The sequence below is a fragment of the Acidiphilium sp. PM genome (assembly GCF_000219295.1).
GTDB classification, from domain to species: domain Bacteria; phylum Pseudomonadota; class Alphaproteobacteria; order Acetobacterales; family Acetobacteraceae; genus Acidiphilium; species Acidiphilium multivorum.
The window spans coordinates 1-15,492 of the sequence record NZ_AFPR01000165.1; the positions used below are offsets into that span (position 1 = coordinate 1).

Below are 15,492 nucleotides of genomic sequence, written 5' to 3' on the forward strand. Positions count from 1 at the left end.
CGCGAGGCCCCGAAACCCTGCGAGGCGAGCCATTGGGCAAAAGCCGGTGCCGCCGCCCCGTCGCGCAGCAGGCACAGAAGCCGTGCCCCGGGGGCGAGATGCCGCCGCGCCTCCGCGAATAGGGCAGCGTGGAGGGCGAGAGTCGTGACCTCCTCCTGCCGCCAGCCGAGCCTGGCGGTCACGAGCGCGAGTGTCGAAGGCGCCGGAAAGGCCCGCCAGTCTCCGGGGGAGAGGTGGCGCGAAAGGCTCCCTCCGGCCCCATGCCAGAACGGATCGCCAGAGGCGAGCACCGCCACCCGCCGCCCGGCATGCGCCAGAACGGGAGCCACGGAGAAGGGCACCGGCCATGCCTGACCGCGCTCGCCTACGCCCTCTGCCACCCCGGCAAGTGCGAGGTGACGCGGCCCACCAAAGACCACTTCGGCCGCCTCCAGAGCTGCCAGCGCGGCGGGAACCAGCCCCTCGCGCCCGTCCTCACCGATGCCGATGATCGAAAGCCAGGGTTCAGCCATGCACGCCCCCGCTTGCGATGCGCGCGCGTTCACGACAGGAGAGGGGGAAGACGGAAGGAGACAGGCGATGCGGGTCCTGCTGCTCGGTGGCACCAGCGAGGCGAGCGCGCTCGCCCGCGCCCTGGCGGAGGCCGGGGTGGATGCGGTCTTCTCCTATGCCGGCCGCACCGGGGCACCGGTAGCCCAGCCGCTGCCACAGCGCATCGGCGGCTTCGGCGGCGTTGCGGGGCTGGTGAACTGGCTGACGGCGGAGCGCATCACCCACATGATCGATGCCACCCATCCCTTCGCGGCACAGATGAGCGCCCATGCCGTCGCTGCCGCGGCCGAGACCGGCGTGGCGCTTCTGGCCTTCGAACGCCCGCCCTGGCGCGCGGGCGCGGAAGACCGCTGGACCCATGTGCCGGACACCGCTGCCGCCATCGCCGCGTTGCCGTGGGCCCCGAGGCGGATCTTCGTCGCCATTGGCAGGCAGGGCCTTTCCGCCTTCGCCGCGGCCCCGCAACACCATTATCTCCTGCGCCTCGTGGATCCGCCCGAGGTGCCCTTGCCCCTGCCGGATGCCGAGGCCGTCGTCGCCCGTGGCCCCTTCTCCGCGGCGGGCGACCGGGCGCTGCTGGAGTCTCATCGCATCGAACTGATCCTCGCAAAGAACGCCGGCGGCAGCGGCGCGCGCGCCAAACTCGACGCCGCCCGGGCGCTCGGTCTTCCGGTAATCCTGATCGACCGCCCGGAAGTTCCCGACCGGCCAGTCGCCGTGAGCATCGCCGAGGTGATGGCCTGGATCTTTCATTCCACCTGCCCTGAACCCTGAGCGCGCGCGCTTTCGGACGGCGAACCGGTGCCCGCTTCGCCAGGGAACATGCGCGGCGTATAGACGAACCGCCCCACCCGCCGCGTGGCGGAATTGCCCATCAGGACTACCGTCCGCATGTCGGCCATCTCCGGCGTTGCCTCTACCAGGGTTACCGTGTTGATCCGCTCCTCGAGGGTGCTCACGGCCCGGGCGAAGGTGATCAGCTGATGGGCCCCGCATTCCTCGCGCAGGATCTCAAGCGCGCGGGCGAAGCCTTCGGGCCTGCCTCTGGAACGGGGGTTGTAGAAGGCCATGGCGAAATCCGCCTGTGCTGCGAGCCGCAGACGCCGCTCGATCACCACCCACGGCTTGAGGTTGTCCGACAGGTTGATCGCGCAGAAATCATGCCCCAGCGGCGCCCCGGCACGGGCAGCAGCGGCCAGCATCGCGGTGATCCCGGGAAGCACGCGGATGTCAAGCTCCTGCCACTCCGGCGCGCCTTCCAGCGCCTGGAACACGGCCGAGGCCATGGCGAAGACCCCCGGATCGCCGGAGGAGACCACGACGACGCGCGCGCCCGCAGCTGCCATCTCCAGCGCATGGCGGGCCCGGTCGAGCTCTACCCGGTTGTCGGACGGATGCAGCGTCAGCCCCGCGCGCGGCGCGACGCGAGCGATATAAGGGATGTAGCCCACCACATGGGTCGCCTCTGCCAGCGCGGCCTCTACCTCTGGCGTCACCAGCGCGGCGCCCCCGGGACCGAGCCCGGCGATGGCGAGCCAACCACTCATGCGTCGATCTCCGGTCGCCGGCCCTGGCCGTGGACGAGGACGATAGCGAAATAGGGGTAGTCGCCCTCCGGAAGATCGGCGAGGCGGGCGACGCGCTCGTCGGCCATCGTGCCGCGCTCCACAAGCCAGGCATCCGCCAGCCGCCCGGCCTCTGCCAGCGCACGGCGAACCTTCGGCAGATTGCGGCCGGTCTTCATCACCACAAGCGCCTCCGCCTCCCGCATCTGCGCCACAAGCCGTGCCTCGGGCAAGGTTCCGGGCAAGACGCAGAGGATATCGTCGCCCCAGGTGATCGGCACGCCGGTTGCCGTCCAGCAGCCCGACATGCCGGTGATGCCGGGGATGACCTCCACCGGCACCCGGCCCTTCAGGCGAGTATAGAGATGCATGAAGGAGCCGTAGAAGAATGGGTCGCCCTCACAGAGGACCACGACCTCCTCGGTCTCGGCCAGCTGGGCAAGGTGGTCGGCCCAGAGGTCGTAGAACCGTGCCAGCGTCTCGGTGTATTCCAGGCTGTCGAAGGCGATCTCAGTCGTGACCGGGTATTCCATCGCATGTTCGATTGAGCCAGGGGCGAGCATCCCCTCGACGATGCGGCGCGCCTGCCCGGCGTGGCCGGCCTTGCGGAAGAAGGCTATGTGACGGGCACCGCGGATCGCACGGTCGGCCTTAACGCTCATCAGTTCCGGGTCGCCGGGGCCAAGCCCGGCGCAGAGAATGCGGCCCATGCTCATTCTTTCCGGCTGGCAAGCGCGTTGATCGCGGCGACGGTGACGGCGGACCCGCCGAGCCGCCCCATGACGGCCATCGACGACACCGGCGGCGCCTCCATCAGTGCGGCCTTCGACTCGGCGGCACCGACAAATCCCACCGGGCAACCGATTATCGCGGCCGGGCGCGGGCAGCCGGGATCTTCCAGCATGTTCAGCAGGTGGAAAAGCGCCGTCGGCGCATTGCCGATAGCCACCACCGCGCCCGCGAGCCGTGGCCGCCAAAGCTCCAGCGCGGCGGCGGAGCGCGTGGTGGAAAGGTGCTGCGCCAGTGCCGGCACCTTAGGGTCGTGGAGCGTGCAGAGGATCTCGTTCTCCGCCGGCAGCCGCGACCGGGTGATCCCCTCGCTGACCATACGCGCATCGCAGAGGATCGGCGCACCGGCCATGAGGGCGGTCCGGGCGGCCTCGGCCAGGCCCGGGGTGAAGGCGACGCTCGCCTCCAGCCCGACGAAACCGAGCGCATGGATCATGCGCACAACGACCGGTTCCTCCTCCGGCGTGAAGCGGGCGAGGTCGGCCTCGGTGCGGATGGTGGCGAAGGACTGCCGGTATATCGCGGCGCCGTCGGTCTCGTAGGCGTGGGGCATCAGGGGGCACCGAATGGGTAAGGGGTGGCGAGAAGTGCCGCGGGCGAGAGAGCGGGGCGAAGGGGCGGGGCACCGGCGGAGGCGTCGCGGGCAAGATCGAAGCCCTTGGGCGTGGCGGTCAGAACCAGGCCGCAGGGCCCGGGATGGGCGCAGCCCTTGGCGCAGCCAGAGACATGGAGGCTCTGCCCGGCCGCCAGCTTGGGCGCAAGAGCCCGGGCGAGCGCTCGGGTCTCGGCGAGCGCCTGCGGACAGCCGAGCCGCCCGGTGCAGGCATGGACGCGCAGCAACGGATCCTCAGGATAGGCCAGAATCCCGGAAAGCGCAGGCAGCGCCCGCAGGCCGGGCATAAATACGCCCCGCCAGGGCGTCAGCCGAATCTCGGCGCTCAGGTCCGCGAGGGCCGAGAGCGTCTGTGCAGGCATCAGCCCGAATGCTACGATGGCGAGTTGCCCGTCGCCGACCGGCCCTGGTTTTGGCAGCGCAGCAGGTAGGGCAGGGGCAACGTTGCAACCCCCTGGCAGGTCGTGCTTGCCAATAAGATGCTTGCGCATCCGGCCGCGGCCGTTCCGGACACCTCCAGTCTCCAGGAACCAGCCGATCAGCTTCGTCAGAATAGCCGGTAGCGTCTCGGCCGTCACAGGCCAGCCCGTGGCCGAGCCATCGGGGCGCAGCACTAGCCGACCGTCCGCCGCCCGTTCCAGCCGGAGATCGGCGGCGGTCCCCGCCAGCACCGGCGCAGAGCCGATATCGAGCGTTGCGCCGAATTTCGAGGGCAGGGGCGCGGCGCGGAGCGCCTCGGTCAGGATGTTCGCCAGGCTCGTAATCTCTGCCGCCTCTCGATAGAAAGGCGCGATGGCGATGGCGCGCGCGCGCTCGGTTTCCGGGTCGGGGTCGACCAGCCCGTGGGCCGCCAGCTCCGCCAGCAGTGCCGCGTGGTCCGCCTCGGCCACGCCACGGATCTGTAGGTTGGCGCGCGAGGTCAGCTCCACTTCCCCCGATCCGAATCGTACCGCCGCCGCTGCTACCGCCCGCGCCTGTGCCGAGCTGAGGCGGCCCAGCGGCGGGCGCAACCGCACCACAAGCCCATCGGCCGAGGCCATCGGCGTCAGCGCACCAGGGCACCAGCCGCGGATTTCGGGCTCGCTCATGCCCGACCCTCCAGCGCCGCGGCGATGGAGTTGCGCTGGGTGATCCAGAGTCCCGCATCACGGAGTGCGGCGAATGTCTCGTTCATCCGGGCCAGCGCCGCCGGGTTTTCCCGGGCTAGGAACTCAGCCACCTCGATCCGCCCCAGCGTCGCCTCGTGATAGAGGTCGAAGAGATGCGGCGGGACGGCGCGGGCAAGATGGGCGAAGGCAGCGAGGTGGTCGAGCGTCGCTGCGATCTCCGCCCCGCCGCGGAAGCCGTGGCGCATCATCCCCTCGGCCCAGGCTGGGTTGGCGGCGCGGGCCCGCATGACGCGCGCGATCTCTTCCGAAAGCGCCCTCGCGCGCGGCGCCTCCGGGTTGGTCGCGTCGAGGTGGTAGAGCGCCGGGGCCGGCCGGCCGAGCCGCGCGGCGGCGGCGGCGATTCCGGCTTCATGGGCAGCAAAATCCTCGGCCAGCAGCAGGTCCGTCTCCGGCAGATCCTGGGAGTGGACGAAGGCATCGGCGGTACCCACGCGGGCCTCCAGCGCCGAACGGGCCTCGCGGCTTGCCCCATCCGCGCCGATCGCCCAGGCGGAAGCTGCCAGCCATGCCTCACCCGCCGCCGCACGCGCGGCATCGCTAAAATCGATGGGATCTGCGGCGATGCCGAGGCCATAGGCCCCGGGCTTCGGCCCGAAGACGCGAGGGCTGAGTGCGGCATATGGGTTTTCAGCCGGATCCTCCTCGCGATCCGCCAGCGCCGCGGCGCCCGCCTCGAAGAGCTGGGCGAGGCCGGGGAATATGTCGCGGAAGAGGCCCGAGACGCGGAGCGTTACGTCGATCCGCGGGCGACCGAGCAGCGCTGGCGGGATCACCTCGAATCCCGAGACGCGAGTGGAGCCTTCGTCCCAGACCGGCGCAAGGCCGGCAAGATGCAGCGCCATGGCGAAATCCTCGCCCGCCGTCCGCATCGTGGCAGACCCCCAGAGGTCTACGATCAGCCCCCGCGGCCAGTCGCCCTGGTCCTGCAAATGGCGGCGGATCAGCTCCTCGGCGAGCTTCACGCCCTGCGCATGGGCGGCCCGCGTCGGCACTGCGCGCGGATCGACGGCGAAGAGGTTGCGCCCGGTGGGCAGCACATCCGACCGCCCACGTGCAGGAGAGCCGGAGGGCCCTGACGCTACCCGGCGGCCGTCGAGCGCGGCAAGAAGCCCGGTGCGCTCCTCGATCCCGCAGGCGCCGCGCCCGAAGACGTGGAGCCCCTCGCCGAACCGGCTTTCCTTCAGATCACAGACGAAACGGTCGATCCGGGTGATCGCCTCCGCTGCACTGGCGCCGGGCGGTAGCGCTAGGTCATCCTCAACCCCCTGCGCGCGCGCTTCCTCTCGAATCGCGGCGACCAGCCGGCTCCGCCTCGCCGGGTCGAGCCCTTCGGCGGTGGAATATTCGTCGAGCAGGCTCTCCAGCCGTGCGAGCCCCTCAGGCAGTGTGGATCCGACGAGTGGCGGCGGAAGGTGGCCCAAGGTCACCGCGCCGAGCCGCCGCTTGGCCTGCGCCGCCTCGCCGGGGTCATTGACGATGAACGGGTAAATTACAGGCATCGCGCCGGTAAGCGCCTCTGGCCAGCAATCGGCCGAGAGCGCGACCGACTTGCCCGGCAGCCATTCCAGCGTCCCGTGAGCGCCGATATGCACGAGCGCCGCCAGCCGCCGGGCGCGCAGCCACAGATAGAAAGCGACATAGGCGTGCCGCGGTGTGGAGGCGAGGTCGTGGTAGCTCGCCTCCCGCCCGGCGCGGTGCCCACGCTCGGGTTGCAGTGCGACGAGCATGCGGCCAAGCGCGAAGGCTGCGAAGTGGAAGACGCCGTCGCGCACCGCCGGATCCTCTTCCGGAGCGCCCCAGGCCTCGTTGAGTTGCTCGCGCAACGCCTCGGGCAGGGTGGTAAGCGCGACGCGGTAATCGGCGAGCGGCCAGGCCAGCGTCTCGGCCCCCAGCCGCGCTGCCAGCCCGGCCTCGGGGCCAGTCACGTAGCCCGCCGCAGCGAGATCGGAGAGGATCGCCTCGGCCGAGGCCAAGGCATCGAGCCCGACGGCATGGGCCATCTGATGCGCCCGGCCGGGGTAGGTGGAGAGGATCAACGCCAGCTCCCGCTCCGCTGCCGGGGTGGCGGCCAGCCGCTGCCAGCCCCCTACCCGGGCGGCGGCGCGGGCCACCTGCTCGGGCTCGGCCCGATGTACGAAGCGCGAATATTGCAGCGCGTCATCGCGCGGTGTCGCCGCCTTGAAGCTGACGGCCCCTGCGAAGAGCCGTCCGTCCACCTCCGGCAACACCACATGCATGGCGAGGTCGGCCGGCGACAGCCCGCGATCCGAACCTGCCCAGTCACGCCGCTGCGCGGTCGAGAGTGCGACCTGGAATACCGGCGCCCCCGGCCCGTCGAGCGGCGAGCGCCCCTCCGCCCCCTGCGCCGAGAAGGCCGTCGCATTGACGATGACAGCGGGCGGATGCGCGGCCAGCAGCTCGGAAACGAGCGGCGCGGCGCTCGGGGCCTTCAGCGAGGGCGCGAAAAGGCCGTAAGCGGCAAAGCCTTCCGCCTCCAGAGCCCCGATCAGCGCATCGATCGCACCGAGATCCGCCGCCGTCAGATAGGCGCGGTAGAACGTGACCGCCGCCGCTGGCCGCGGATCCTCCGGCAGTGCGGCCACGACACCCCGCCCGGGCAGGTATAGCCCGACCTCCGGCATCGTCTTCGCGCCTGCGACCGGCCCGGCATAGAGTCCGGCGGCAAGCGAGAGCTGCGCCAGTGCCGCCTGCGCGGCAACCGCCCCTCCGGCATCGCACAGGGCCGAAAGCCGGCGCAGGGTGGAGACGGGCAGCGTCGAATAGGCATCGAGTGCCGGATCCTCGCGCCCGTCGGCGGGCAGCACGGCGAGCGCCAACCCCTGCCGTTGGGAAAGGTCGCGCAGGGTCGAGAGGCCATAACTCCAGTAGGCCTCGCCGCCGATGAGCCGGACCAGCATCGCCTTGGCGCCGGCCAGGGTACGCTCGGCATAGGTGTCAACCGACAACGGATGGCGCAGCGCCACTAGGTTGGCGAGTCGTAGCGTGGGAAGGGTGCTACCCGCCTCCCGCGCGCGGTGCCAGCCCGCCGCGAAGGCGCCAAGGTCACTGTCGGAAAACGAGAGCACCACAAGATCGGCCGGATCCTGGCCGAGATCTTGCGGGGTCTCGGTCTCATCTAGTCCATGACTCTCGCGGAAGATGACATGCACGGCGCGCGCACGCCCTCAAGCGCCGAGCGCGGTTCGGATGCGCGCGGCATCGACATCGCCGCGCTCCGCGATCACCACCAGTTGGGAGCCACGGGGCAGGCTGCCCCAGGGCCGGTCGAACTGGCTGCGCACCCGCGCACCTACCGCTTGAACCAGAAGCCGCATGGGCTTGTCGGCCAGCGCGACATAGCCTTTCACGCGCAGGATATTCTGCTCGGCTGCCAGCTTTTCGATCGCGACCTCCAGCGCCTCCTGGCTTGCCTGTTCCGGCAGATCGACGACGATCGTATCGAAGTCGTTATGCTCGTGATCGTCCGCCCCATCGTGATGCGAGGGGCGGGCGGCGAGGTCGTCCTCCGCAGCCGCATTGAGACCGAGGATGACGGCCGGGTCGACCTTGCCATCGCGCACCGTGACCATCGGGATGCGGCGCGGCGCCTCGGCTTCGATCGCGGCGCGGGCGACGGCGATGCCGGCTTCGCCGGCGAGATCGGCCTTGGTCAGCAGGATCAGGTCGGCGCAGGCGATCTGGTCCTCGAAGACCTCGCCCAGCGGCGTGTCGTGATCGAGGCTGTCGTCGGCCTCGCGCTGGGCCAGCACCGCATTCGGGTCCGGCGCGAAGCGGCCGGCGGCCACGGCCTCGGCGTCGGCCAGCGCGATAACGCCGTCCACGGTGATGCGCGAGCGGATGGCGGGCCAGTCGAAGGCCTTCAAAAGGGGCTTCGGCAGGGCGAGACCGGAAGTCTCAATCAGTATATGGTCGGGCCGCTTCGGTAGGGCGAGGATCGCCTCCATCGTCGACAGGAACTCGTCGGCGACGGTGCAGCAGATGCAGCCATTTGCGAGTTCCACGATGTTCTCCACTGGGCAGTTCTCATCGGCGCAGCTTTTCAGAATCTCGCCGTCCACCCCCTGGCTGCCGAATTCGTTGACCAGCACGGCGAGGCGACGGCCACCCGGATTGGCCATAAGGTGGCGAATCAGCGTGGTCTTGCCGGCGCCGAGAAAGCCGGTGACGACGGTGACGGGTATCTTGGCGAGGTCGTTCATGGCGCGGGTTCCTGCGGGGGGATTCTTGCGATGGATTGCTTGCGGAAGATCACGGGCCGCTCGCGCCAGGGTACGAGGCCGTTCGGCGCGCGGGCATAGGCTGCGGCGCCCCCGAGGATGTCGGGCGCATCCTCGGGGGCCAGCCGGCCGTAGATATAACTCCACCGCCCTGGGGCGGAGAGCGCGACGGCGGCGCCGGTATTGCAGGCAGACAGGCACTCGACCGGGCGGATCGTGACGCCCTCGGGGCAGTCCCCGGCCTGAAGCGCGGCTAGCAGGCGCGCGCCGAGGCAGGGCATCCCCTCCACCGGCTCTTGCCCGGCGCGGCAGGTGATGCAGACATGGAGCGTCGTGCCCATCGGGTCCTCTCGGTTGGCGGCGGCCCTGGGGGCATGCGAGACGAGGACGGGCCAGAATGCCACACCACCGTCGGTCGCAGCGCACCCCGGCCGCCCGGTCAGTTTTGCTGCTGGCAGGTCTCCCGGCTAACGGATATAAGCCTCTCGGCCCTGCGGACGCCCGCCTTCCCGGTCCGCGGACCAGTGGCATCGGGCGACCTCTCCGGTCACGGTCGCGGGGGCGGCTGCGCTCGGGGTTCCCCCTGTCGCATTCCCTCTTAGGCCCGACGCAAGCCGGGCACCAGCATGGCGTCAGGTGTGGCAGGATGCAGCCTGTTGTCAAGAACAAGGAGCGACGCAATGGGCCGCAAACCCGTCAGCGAGGAAGAGCACGCCGCCAAGAAGGCCAAGATCAAGGCCGCGCGCGACCGGATGATGGCGGAGAAGATCGGCGAGAAGGGCCTGATCATCGTCCACACCGGCCCCGGCAAGGGCAAGTCCTCCTCCGGGTTCGGGATGATCCTGCGCTGCATCGCCCATGGCATGCCCTGCGCGGTCGTCCAGTTTATAAAGGGGGCCTGGGACACGGGTGAGCGACGGCTCCTGACCGAGCATTTCGGGGATCTCTGCCAGTTCCACGCCATGGGCGAGGGCTTCACTTGGGAAACCCAGAACCGCGCCCGCGACATCGCTGCCGCCGAGGCCGGCTGGGAAAAGGCCAAGGAGTTGATCCGTGACCCCTCGATCCGTATGGTCCTTCTTGACGAGATCAACATCGCGCTGCGCTACGAATACCTCGACATCGAGGCCGTGATCGCTTTCCTGCGCGAGGAGAAGCCCGAGATGACCCATGTCGTCCTCACCGGCCGTAACGCCGCCGAGGGGCTGATCGAGGCTGCCGACCTTGTGACCGAGATGACGCTGGTCAAGCACCCGTTCCGCGCCGGAATCAAGGCACAGGCGGGGGTGGAGTACTGAACGTCAGAGGGCACTGCGCCGGGAAATTTGGGCCACGAGCAAGATGAACTTGATAAACGGGGTGGGGAGCGCGCGATGCCGGCGCTGATGATCCAGGGTTGCGGCTCGAATGTGGGCAAGTCGATGCTGGTCGCGGGGCTGTGCCGCGCGGCGCGGCGGCGCAGGCTGACGGTGGCGCCGTTCAAGCCGCAGAATATGTCGAACAACGCAGCCGTGACCGCCGACGGGGGGGAGATCGGCCGCGCCCAGGCGCTTCAGGCGCTTGCCTCGGGGTTGGAGCCGGTGACCGATATGAACCCGGTCCTGCTCAAACCCGAAACCGACCTCGGCGCTCAGGTGATCGTTCAGGGCCGCCGCATCGGCACCATGCGGGCGCGGGACTATTCCCGGCGCAAGCCCGAGCTGATGGCGCCGGTGCTCGAATCCTTCAACCGCCTCAAGGCGGCCCACGATCTCGTACTCGTCGAAGGCGCGGGCAGCCCGGCAGAGGTGAACCTGCGCGCGGGCGACATTGCCAACATGGGCTTCGCGCGCGCCGCCGACGTGCCGGTGGTGCTGGCTGGAGACATCGACCGCGGCGGGGTGATCGCCCAGGTCGTCGGCACCCAGACCGTGCTCGACGCGGAGGATGCGGCGCTTGTCGTGGGCTTTCTGATCAACAAGTTCCGCGGCGATCCCCAGCTCTTCGAGGCTGGGTACCGCCTGATCGAGGGCAGGACCGGCTGGCGCGGCTACGGCGTGCTGCCGTGGTTCCCCGGCGCCTCGCGCCTGCCGGCGGAGGACGCGCTCGACCTCGGGCGCGTCGCCAAAGGCGGACCGTTCCGGGTGGTCTGCCTCGCGCTTTCGCGCATCGCCAATTTCGACGATCTCGACCCGCTCTCTGCCGAGCCAGCCGTCAGCGTCACCATGCTGCGCGCGGGCGAGGCCCTGCCGGGCGACACCGACCTCGTGATCCTGCCAGGCAGCAAATCGACACGCGGCGACCTCACTTTTCTGCGCGCGCAAGGCTGGGACATCGACCTCGCCGCGCATCGCCGTCGGGGTGGCGCGGTGCTTGGCATCTGCGGCGGCTTCCAAATGCTCGGGACGCGGATCGCCGACCCGGAAGGCATCGAGGGGCCAGCGGGCGAGAGCCCAGGCCTAGGTCTTTTGGACGTCGAGACCATCATGGGCGGGGACAAGACGCTGACCCGCATCTCTGCCCGCCACACCGCCACCGGGGCGGAGTTCGATGGCTACGAGATCCACATTGGGCGCACTCGGGGACCCGACTGTGCCCGGCCCTTCGCCGAGGTCGCAGGCCAGCCAGAGGGTGCCGTGTCCGGCGACGGGCGGGTGATGGGGAGTTACCTTCACGGCATGTTCTCGGTCGACGGCTTCCGCCGCGATTTCCTCGACCGGCTCGGTGCGCAGGGTTCCGGCCTCGACTACCGGGCGGGTGTGGAGAAGACGCTCGACCAGCTCGCCGCGCATCTCGAGGCGCATCTCGATCTCGACGGCCTCTTCGCGCTCGCGCGGTGACGGCTGGCGCGGCTCAGCGGATCTCCCAGTCAGTCGCGCAGTTCTGTTGCCAGCCATTGCGGTGCAAAAGCGGTGTGTCGTCGCTGAAAGCGGGCCAGCCGAGGCAGAGGTAGGCGGCGAACTCCCAGCCCTCTGGTACCTCGAACAGCTCCTCCATCCGCTTCGGCTCGACGATCGAGACCATGCCGAGCCCGAGGTTCTCGGCCCGCGCAGCGAGCCAAAGCGTATGTATCGCCATCGCGGTTGACTGCCGCAGCGTTTCCGGCATGGTCTGGCGGCCGAGGCCGTGCCCTGCGTCCGGATCGGTCACGGTGAAGACGGCGAATTGTACCGGCGCGGCCTCAAGGCCCGCGAGCTTGAGCTTGGCGTAGGTCCGCGCCTGATCGCCCGAATAGAGCGAAGCTGCCGCTCCGTTGCAGCGGGCAAATTCCACACGCACGGCCGAGCGCAGCCCAGCATCCTCCACCCGGAAGATCCGCCAGGGCCGGGCGTTGCCGACCGAGGGCGCGCTGTCGACCGCCACGCGCAGCCGCCGCAGCACCTCATCAGGCACCGGATCGCGGCGGAAGTGGCGAACGTCGCGGCGCCAGTGGAGGAGACGCGAAAGCACCGCCGCCTCTTCGGTGCCGAATGTCTTCGGGCCCTTGAGCGCCGCTTCCATGCGCTTCCATTCTTCCTCGCTCCCCGGCAGGCCGAGGCGCAACCAGTCCGGCCGGGCCGGAAAAATCCGCGACCAGATCCGATGGCGGGCGAGCCGCGCCTGCGCCGCCGTCCCTTCGGGCGTGCGGTAAAGGCGGAAAAGCCCGGTGCCGCCGATCAACTCCCACCCCGCGCGTGCGACCAGCGCGTCGAGCCGCAGGGCGTTCTCGGCGAGGCGCTGGCGCGTGGCCTCCGCCCAGGCGGTGTCAAGAAGCGCGCGCCGGCCGATCTCCAGTGCCGGGCCTGAGACGGCCCAGGGACCGGCGCGCTCGGCTAAGGCCGCGATATCGGCGGCCGGGCCGATGGCGAAGCCGAGGCGCACGCCCGCCAGCCCCCAGAACTTGCCGAACGACCGCAGCACTATCAGCCCGGGCCGGCCACAGCCCGCGGCGAGGGAAAGCGCCGGATCGGGGTCGCCGAAGCTTTCGTCCACCACCAACCGCCCAACCTGCGGCAGTAGCGCGAGAAGCGCCTCGGGCTCGATCCGCCGGCCGTCGGGGTTGTTGGGGTTGACCAGCACGGCGAGGTCCGCACCCGCCAGCTCCTCCAGCCGCGAGACCTCTTTCACCGCCCATCCGGCAGCGCGCAGCGCAGCGGCATGTTCGTTATAGGTCGGCGCCAGCACCCTTGCGCGGCCCGGGGGGGCTAGATGCGGAATCAACTGTATCGCCGCCTGCGCGCCGGCCAGCGCCACCATAGGCGCCTCGGTGCCCCAGACCCCGCGCGCCGCCTCGATCAGCGCGGCAAGTGCGCGCTTGGTGGGAAGCGCCGTCCAGGCCTCTGGCGGCAGTGGTGGCACCGGCCAAGGCTGGCGGTTGATGCCGGTCGACAGGTCGATCCAGTCCGCGGCCGTGCCGCCGAACCCCGCCATTGCCTCGTCCAGATTGCCGCCGTGGTCGCGCATCATCCCCTCACAGAGCCGCCGCAAGCAGCAGGAGCGCAGCCAGAGCCGCCAGCGCTCGGCGGTAAAGCGCAAGAGCCGCCGAAATGCTAGCCGAATTCGGATCGCCGCCGCCAGCGTTCACCCAAGGCTCGTCCGAAAGCCGGTCCCCGTAGACCCGGGGGCCTGAGAGGCGAATGCCGAGTCCCCCCGCCATCGCCGCCTCCGGCCAGCCCGCGTTGGGCGAGCGGTGGTGGCCCGCGTCCCGCCACATCGTCGCGCACGATGCGCGGGGGAGGGCCGAGACCGCGGCGAAGATCAGCCCGCAAAGCCGTGCCGGGATCAGGTTCGTCACATCATCGATCCGCGCCGCGGCCCAGCCGAAGGCCTCGTGCCGGGGTGTGCGGTGCCCGATCATCGAATCTAGCGTATTAATCGCCTTGTACCCAGCGATCCCGGGCAGGCCAAAGATCGCTCCCCAGAAGAGCGGCGCCACGATCCCGTCGGAGGCGTTTTCGGCCAAGCTCTCGATCGCCGCTCGGGCGACGCCTGCCGAGTCGAGCCGCTCCGTGTCCCGCCCCACGATCATCGCGACCGCGCGCCGCGCGCCGGGCAGGTCGCCCCGGCCGAGCGGCTCGGCCACGCGCGCCACGTGATCGTCGAGCGAGCGTGCCGCGACCAGTGGCCATGCGAGAACGCCCGTCAGCACCAGCCCTGCCCAGCCGCCGGGCTGCAGCGCCGCGATTATAGCGGCGAAGGCGACGGTCACCGCAATGACCAGAAGCGCCGCCGCGACCCCCAACAGCCGGTCCCGCCCCGGCCGCGCGCCTGCCGTGTTCCAGTCCCGATCCAAGCGCCCAATCAAATCACCGATCCAGGTCACGGGATGGCCGATACGACGATAGAGCGGATCGGGCCAGCCGAGCCCCCAATCTACTCCAAGCGCCACCGCCATTGCCGCCGCCATGCTCATCTTCCGCCCCGAATCCGGAAGCGCAGGATATGGCGGAAGCCTGAGGCGCGAAGGGCGGCGGGCGTCGTTTCGGGCACCGTTCCCGGCGCGAAGATCAGCCCGCCCGCCGCCCCGGTATGGGCGATGACGAACCCGAGCGCGCCTTTCGCGGCGGCCAGTGTTTCGGTCGGATCGTCCGCCGGGCCGCGCAGGCGGATCGTGCGCCGAGCCGACTCGGAGGCAAGCGCGGCCACTCCGGCGAGGTCGCCGCAAGCGGCGGGCCAGGCGTCGGAGTGGTCGGCGATGTCCGGGAAAGCCGCGTCCCGAGGATCGGTCCGCCGCATCGGCCCGAAGAAGCGGCCGACGATCTCCATTCGCGACGGCGCTGGCGGTCGGGCAAGCACGCGGCCTGCGCGCGAGGCCCAGAGAAGCCCCTCGGGATCATCCAACATCAATGGATCGACCGCCCCCTCGGAGCCGAGGCAGGCCAGCACGATGGTCTTCGGGTCCGCGACCCCTGCCGCCCGTGCCAGGGCCACCCGCGCCGGCATGTCGAGCCGCAGGCTGAACCGCCCCTCGGGCCGGACCCCGAGGCTTCTCAGCAGTCCGGCCGCGCCTGCCTTGCTCAGCACCCGCGCGCCCGGCTGGTGCAGTGCGAAGGGCCCGGGAAGGCGCAGGGCACGGTGACCAGCGCCACTGGCCTGCCGGGGCCAATGCGTCCCTGCAGGAACTCTCCGAAATGGCCGAGGACGGCGATCTCAATGCCGTTCATGCCAGCGCCCGGTTGGTGAAGCCGATCGACCAGACACCGCCCAGCTGTGCCCGCAGATGCGTGGCCGACAGCGGCGCGATCTCGAAGCCGAGTCCCGCCGGGGCTTCCCCCAGTGCGAGCCCGAGCGCTGCGCGGATCGTCCCGGCATGGGCAACGACAACGACCATGCCGCCCTGCGTCAGCCCCTCCAGCGCGGGTGTCACCCGGGCCCAGAGGTCAAGGAAACTCTCGCCCCCCGGCGCGCGGTGCGCAGCGATCTCCACCCGCCCGAGCGGGCCCAGATCGGGGAGTTCCTCGGGCAACAGCCCCTCCCAGGCGCCGAAATCCTGCTCCCAGAGCCGGGGGTCCAGCGCCGCCTCCCGACCTGGAAGGAGCGCTGCCACGGTCTCCCGGCAGCGCCGGGCGGGGCTCGTCACCAGCCGCGCCTCCGCCGCGCCGAGCGCA

The 15,492-nt window shown here is 70.4% G+C and carries 15 protein-coding genes and 1 riboswitch; of the genes, 3 read left to right on the plus strand and 12 right to left on the minus strand.

Annotation, left to right across the window (positions count from 1 at the left end):
• The coding region (gene cbiE, locus APM_RS08060; RefSeq protein WP_007422870.1) for a precorrin-6y C5,15-methyltransferase (decarboxylating) subunit CbiE at positions 1 to 512 on the minus strand (512 nt) is incomplete at its 3' end.
• Positions 513 to 579: 67 nt separating this feature from the next.
• Here cbiE and APM_RS08065 point away from each other — a divergent pair.
• Positions 580 to 1,326 carry a cobalt-precorrin-6A reductase gene (locus APM_RS08065; protein ID WP_007422871.1) on the plus strand — a complete coding sequence of 249 codons (747 nt, stop codon included), beginning with the start codon at positions 580 to 582 and terminating at the stop codon, positions 1,324 to 1,326.
• Here the strand turns inward: APM_RS08065 and cobJ are convergent.
• The 7 genes from cobJ to APM_RS08100 are packed head-to-tail and all read right to left on the minus strand — an operon-like array spanning position 1,302 to position 9,267.
• Positions 1,302 to 2,099, minus strand: coding sequence for a precorrin-3B C(17)-methyltransferase (cobJ, locus tag APM_RS08070; protein ID WP_007422872.1), 798 nt, complete (start codon positions 2,097 to 2,099; stop codon positions 1,302 to 1,304). The two genes, APM_RS08065 and cobJ, sit on opposite strands and share 25 nt — an antisense overlap.
• Positions 2,096 to 2,833, minus strand: coding sequence for a precorrin-2 C(20)-methyltransferase (locus tag APM_RS08075; protein ID WP_007422873.1), 738 nt, complete (start codon positions 2,831 to 2,833; stop codon positions 2,096 to 2,098). The genes cobJ and APM_RS08075 overlap by 4 nt, the downstream gene beginning before the upstream one ends.
• Positions 2,830 to 3,459, minus strand: coding sequence for a precorrin-8X methylmutase (locus APM_RS08080; RefSeq protein WP_007422874.1), 630 nt, complete (start codon positions 3,457 to 3,459; stop codon positions 2,830 to 2,832). Before APM_RS08080 ends, APM_RS08075 begins: the two co-directional genes overlap by 4 nt.
• Positions 3,459 to 4,607 (minus strand): precorrin-3B synthase, encoded by a 1,149-nt coding sequence (locus APM_RS08085; protein ID WP_007422875.1) that lies wholly within the window; start codon positions 4,605 to 4,607, stop codon positions 3,459 to 3,461. Before APM_RS08085 ends, APM_RS08080 begins: the two co-directional genes overlap by 1 nt.
• Positions 4,604 to 7,858, minus strand: a complete 3,255-nt coding sequence (gene cobN, locus APM_RS08090; protein ID WP_007422876.1) for a cobaltochelatase subunit CobN — start codon at positions 7,856 to 7,858, stop codon at positions 4,604 to 4,606. Before cobN ends, APM_RS08085 begins: the two co-directional genes overlap by 4 nt.
• Positions 7,859 to 7,873: 15 nt before the next feature.
• Complete coding sequence (gene cobW, locus APM_RS08095; protein WP_007422878.1) at positions 7,874 to 8,908, minus strand: cobalamin biosynthesis protein CobW; 1,035 nt, start codon at positions 8,906 to 8,908, stop codon at positions 7,874 to 7,876.
• Complete coding sequence (locus APM_RS08100; protein WP_007422877.1) at positions 8,905 to 9,267, minus strand: DUF1636 domain-containing protein; 363 nt, start codon at positions 9,265 to 9,267, stop codon at positions 8,905 to 8,907. The genes cobW and APM_RS08100 overlap by 4 nt, the downstream gene beginning before the upstream one ends.
• Positions 9,268 to 9,361: 94 nt before the next feature.
• A riboswitch (cobalamin riboswitch) is annotated at positions 9,362 to 9,567 on the minus strand.
• Positions 9,568 to 9,606: 39 nt separating this feature from the next.
• Between APM_RS08100 and cobO the strand changes: the two genes are divergently transcribed.
• Entirely contained in the window at positions 9,607 to 10,224 is a 618-nt protein-coding gene (gene cobO / locus APM_RS08105; protein ID WP_007422879.1) for a cob(I)yrinic acid a,c-diamide adenosyltransferase, read from the plus strand.
• 75 nt (positions 10,225 to 10,299) lie between these two features.
• On the plus strand, positions 10,300 to 11,745 hold the full coding sequence (locus APM_RS08110; protein ID WP_013634905.1) for a cobyric acid synthase: 1,446 nt from the start codon (positions 10,300 to 10,302) through the stop codon (positions 11,743 to 11,745).
• Positions 11,746 to 11,758: 13 nt separating this feature from the next.
• Here the strand turns inward: APM_RS08110 and cobD are convergent, their stop codons facing one another.
• The 4 genes from cobD to APM_RS08130 form a co-directional block, all read right to left on the minus strand.
• Complete coding sequence (cobD, locus tag APM_RS08115; RefSeq protein WP_007422881.1) at positions 11,759 to 13,348, minus strand: threonine-phosphate decarboxylase CobD; 1,590 nt, start codon at positions 13,346 to 13,348, stop codon at positions 11,759 to 11,761.
• Between the two features lie 7 nt (positions 13,349 to 13,355).
• Entirely contained in the window at positions 13,356 to 14,291 is a 936-nt protein-coding gene (cbiB, locus tag APM_RS08120) for an adenosylcobinamide-phosphate synthase CbiB (protein ID WP_007422882.1), read from the minus strand.
• A gap of 2 nt (positions 14,292 to 14,293) precedes the next feature.
• Complete coding sequence (locus APM_RS08125) at positions 14,294 to 14,908, minus strand: hypothetical protein (RefSeq protein WP_007422883.1); 615 nt, start codon at positions 14,906 to 14,908, stop codon at positions 14,294 to 14,296.
• 136 nt (positions 14,909 to 15,044) lie between these two features.
• A partial coding sequence (locus tag APM_RS08130) for a histidine phosphatase family protein (protein ID WP_007422884.1) occupies positions 15,045 to 15,492 on the minus strand: 448 nt, incomplete at its 5' end.

Excerpts from the sequence above, each read along its gene's own strand:
- APM_RS08065 (WP_007422871.1), top strand. The coding sequence starts at position 580 with ATGCGGGTCCTGCTGCTCGGTGGCACCAGCGAGGCGAGCGCGCTCGCC.
- cobJ (WP_007422872.1), bottom strand. The coding sequence starts at position 2,099 with ATGAGTGGTTGGCTCGCCATCGCCGGGCTCGGTCCCGGGGGCGCCGCG.
- APM_RS08075 (WP_007422873.1), bottom strand. The coding sequence starts at position 2,833 with ATGAGCATGGGCCGCATTCTCTGCGCCGGGCTTGGCCCCGGCGACCCG.
- APM_RS08080 (WP_007422874.1), bottom strand. The coding sequence starts at position 3,459 with ATGCCCCACGCCTACGAGACCGACGGCGCCGCGATATACCGGCAGTCC.
- APM_RS08085 (WP_007422875.1), bottom strand. The coding sequence starts at position 4,607 with ATGAGCGAGCCCGAAATCCGCGGCTGGTGCCCTGGTGCGCTGACGCCG.
- cobW (WP_007422878.1), bottom strand. The coding sequence starts at position 8,908 with ATGAACGACCTCGCCAAGATACCCGTCACCGTCGTCACCGGCTTTCTC.
- APM_RS08100 (WP_007422877.1), bottom strand. The coding sequence starts at position 9,267 with ATGGGCACGACGCTCCATGTCTGCATCACCTGCCGCGCCGGGCAAGAG.
- cobO (WP_007422879.1), top strand. The coding sequence starts at position 9,607 with ATGGGCCGCAAACCCGTCAGCGAGGAAGAGCACGCCGCCAAGAAGGCC.
- APM_RS08110 (WP_013634905.1), top strand. The coding sequence starts at position 10,300 with ATGCCGGCGCTGATGATCCAGGGTTGCGGCTCGAATGTGGGCAAGTCG.
- cobD (WP_007422881.1), bottom strand. The coding sequence starts at position 13,348 with ATGCGCGACCACGGCGGCAATCTGGACGAGGCAATGGCGGGGTTCGGC.
- cbiB (WP_007422882.1), bottom strand. The coding sequence starts at position 14,291 with ATGGCGGCGGCAATGGCGGTGGCGCTTGGAGTAGATTGGGGGCTCGGC.